The organism is Polaromonas sp. P1_G4 (assembly GCF_056405475.1).
In genome coordinates this window covers 1-2,472 of sequence record NZ_JBFUCA010000582.1, presented here as the reverse complement: position 1 = coordinate 2,472, position 2,472 = coordinate 1, and the positions used below count along the sequence as shown (strand labels likewise).

General features: G+C 58.9%; 3 protein-coding genes and 1 tRNA gene. All 4 read right to left on the bottom strand.

What is annotated here, in order from left to right:
- Window positions 1–548 precede the first annotated feature (548 nt).
- Window positions 549–821: a YHYH domain-containing protein gene (locus tag AC1D1X_RS20805; RefSeq protein ID WP_477669751.1), complete on the bottom strand. Its 273-nt coding sequence runs from the start codon at window positions 819–821 to the stop codon at window positions 549–551.
- A 31-nt stretch (window positions 822–852) separates the two neighbouring features.
- Window positions 853–1,095: a hypothetical protein gene (locus AC1D1X_RS20800; protein WP_477669752.1), complete on the bottom strand. Its 243-nt coding sequence runs from the start codon at window positions 1,093–1,095 to the stop codon at window positions 853–855.
- A gap of 397 nt (window positions 1,096–1,492) precedes the next feature.
- A tRNA-Ser gene (locus AC1D1X_RS20795) sits at window positions 1,493–1,580 on the bottom strand.
- 138 nt (window positions 1,581–1,718) lie between these two features.
- The coding region (gene serS, locus AC1D1X_RS20790) for a serine--tRNA ligase (protein WP_477699058.1) at window positions 1,719–2,472 on the bottom strand (754 nt) is incomplete at its 5' end.

Genomic DNA, 2,472 nt, shown 5'->3' with positions numbered 1-2,472 from the left:
GTAATTGTCAAGGTTCGTGCTATTCGGCGCGGTGCGAACGTGCCCCTCAACATAGGTGCCGTTCTTAGTGACGTGCGGTTGAACGTAGGTTTGAGCAAAGGCAGTGCCCACTGCAATGGTGGCCACGATAAAAACAATAGCTGATTTCATGTTGTCCCCTTAGAAGTCCCACGGGCCGCGTGGGCGCGGTATCCAACACCAAGCTATTCAGTCGGGGCCCTTTGAGGCGCCGGCGATCCCGAACCAATGCCAACAGGAGCGACCCAGGGTGTTCCCACGGGCGCAGCGTCATTCTTGAGCGAACGTATGGCATCTAGTAATGCTGCTGCATCTTTGATACTCCTAGCTCGGTCGGCGCTGATCTGCAAGCATCGCGAAAACACGTACGGAATGACCGCCAGAGCAATTGCCAGCGCCGCGGCAGCAGCCTCTTGTGGAGCGCTCTGCGCACCACTAAAGCCAAAGATCAAGACAAGAAGCCCGAAGCAGGCACTGATTAAAGTAATGATGTAGCTAATCTGAACCATGGATTCCTCGCTTCGTTGACTTCAACAGCCGGTGTAGTTCTTCCGGCCGCTCTTGGTAATCGTGTACGTCCCACCGCGCGGGCCGACATAGCAGGTAGGTCCACCGCCCTTCGCTGAGGCTACTGGAGCTGCGGCCGGAGCCGTCGGAGCCGCCGCAGCCGTTTTCTTGCCACCGTGACAGTGATGGCCACCGGTCTTGCGGTTCGTGTGGCAGCCCTGCGCATCCGTACCACCCGGGTGAGCGATAGCCAACTCGCATGCCAGTAGCAGCGCGGGGACACAGAACGATTTCATGATGTTCCTTCAGCCCCGTGGCCTAGCCGACCTACTTGCTTATGTTGGGATATCCCTTGCCACCTTTTCCGTCATAAATATGTATCTCCGTCTTTGAGGGTGGAGGTACTTTCTTTGCCGCTTCCGCTGCCCTTTGAGCTGCGACCGCCTGGTCGTTGGCCGCTTTGGCTTTTGCCGCCTTTGCCCAGGCGTCCTCCTGGGCCTCTTTGGTCGTCATTTGGGCATGCGCCAAGGAGACGGTCAAAACCAGAATCATGGTCAGCGCGGTTTTCATGTGGCCTCTTTGGTGTAGTAGAACTTGTAAGAAGCACGTTACATGAGGGAATCAGACTTCACCTCCTCTAAGTGGGGGAGGCAATGCCGCGAAACCGTGGCCCGTCATACAGCCCATGTAGCCCATCCGGTACAAAGCGCCCAGAATGGCGTTGTTACTCACCGGCTTCTCTGGGTCCTGCTCACCGGGCCAGGCCGCGTAACGCCTATATGTCGCCAATACCACTTGAGCCGGCTTGGAAAGCTGCAGGATATGCGGCGTTCGTACCTTCATGCACGCAGCCAGAATGCACCACTCTGTCAAAGACCAATCTGGACGACCAGAAACAAAAAAGCCCCGATTTACGGGGCTTTCAGGGCATTTCTCAGATCAATCTGGATTTCTCTGGATGCAATTTTGGCGGAGAGGGTGGGATTCGAACCCACGGTACCTTGCGGTACGCCTGATTTCGAGTCAGGTACATTCGGCCACTCTGCCACCTCTCCAGTGTGGACTGGCGATTCTAGCAGGCTTGAAAAGGGCCCCCACGGTCGCTCACTTCGTGTAGCTTCCTGCCCCCCCGAGGGGGCCGCCCGCCTGCGGCCTGGCAAAGCCAGTTCCGCGGCTCGGACTGTGCTGAAGATTTATTTCCCCGCCGCCGGGGCCAGCACCTTGATGCCGCCCATGTACGGTTGCAGCACTTCCGGCACGGTGACGCTGCCGTCGGCGAGCTGGTAATTTTCCAACACGGCGACCAGGGTGCGGCCTACGGCCAGGCCGGAGCCATTGAGGGTGTGCACAAACTCGTTCTTGCCTTGCGCGTTCTTGAAGCGGGCCTGCAGGCGGCGGGCCTGGAAGGCTTCGCAGTTGGAGACCGAGCTGATTTCGCGGTAGGTGTTTTGCGCGGGCAGCCACACTTCCAGGTCGTAGGTCTTGGCGGCGCCGAAGCCCATGTCGCCGGTGCACAGCAGCATGACGCGGTACGGCAGGCCGAGCTTTTGCAAAATGGCTTCGGCGTGGCCCGTCATGGCTTCCAGCGCTTCGTAGCTTTTGTCGGGGTGCGTGATCYGCACCATCTCGACCTTGTCGAACTGATGCTGGCGGATCATGCCTCGGGTGTCGCGGCCGTAGCTGCCGGCTTCTGAGCGAAAGCACGGCGTATGGGCGGTGTACTGAAGCGGCAAGTCAGCCTCGGCGACGATTTCATCGCGCACGAAGTTGGTCAGCGGCACCTCCGACGTGGGGATCAGGTACAGCGCAGTGCTTTCGGCTTCGGCTGCACCCTCTTGCCCGCCCTTTTTGGCGGCAAACAAATCTTCTTCAAACTTGGGCAACTGGCCGGTGCCGCGCAGTGAATCGCCATTGACGATGTAGGGCGTGTAGCACTCGGTGTAACCG